This is a genomic window from Herbiconiux daphne, from assembly GCF_024979295.1.
In the GTDB taxonomy this organism is placed as follows: Bacteria; Actinomycetota; Actinomycetes; order Actinomycetales; family Microbacteriaceae; genus Herbiconiux; species Herbiconiux daphnes.
In genome coordinates, this window is record NZ_JANLCJ010000630.1 from 1 (window position 1) to 571 (window position 571).

Here is a 571-nt window from a genome sequence, read left to right on the forward strand (position 1 = left end):
GTACTCGATCCAAATCACGGATTTCATCTATCGTGGTAGTCGTGTCCTCAATGAGATCATGACAGTACGCAATTGCCAGAATACATTCAATTTCTGTACTCGACAACTTAGCTCCACGAGCTATTAACTCAGCTTGCAGAGCTACCGGATAAATGTGACCATCCATGTAAGTTTGGTCAAGGTACTTCTGTCCATGATGTCGCTGTAGAGCTAGCCTTTCAGCTTCTTCTACAAACGTCATGGTTTAATCCTTCTGGCATTCGGCCAGTTTTGCAGGATCGGCGTCGGGGTTTTGGGTATAGAATTCTCGCAGACCTTCCAGTACGACCTTGAGGTTGTCACGGTCAGTACGAATCGCTTTACGGAAGTTGGTCAGATCAGTCTGAACCTGGGTGATAAGACCGCGAAGCACATTAAGGCGTTTAGCCTTTTTAGAAATTGCTTTGCAGTTTTCGGGAGTGGCTGGAGCACGTGTCAGTTCCCGTACCTCTGCTTTGAGAGGACGGATCTCAGCCTCGAACAGCGGCGCTGCTACACGCATTTCTGCGATGATGCCGCTGGCTGATTTGAT

2 protein-coding genes are annotated in these 571 nt (G+C 48.2%); both read right to left on the reverse strand.

The genetic code is table 11. The features are described 5' to 3' along the window. A partial coding sequence (locus tag N1032_RS26845) for an HD domain-containing protein (RefSeq protein WP_259543726.1) occupies window positions 1-241 on the reverse strand: 241 nt, incomplete at its 3' end. Between the two features lie 3 nt (window positions 242-244). Next, window positions 245-571 (reverse strand): hypothetical protein (locus N1032_RS26850; RefSeq protein WP_259543728.1); only part of this gene is annotated, 327 nt, incomplete at its 5' end.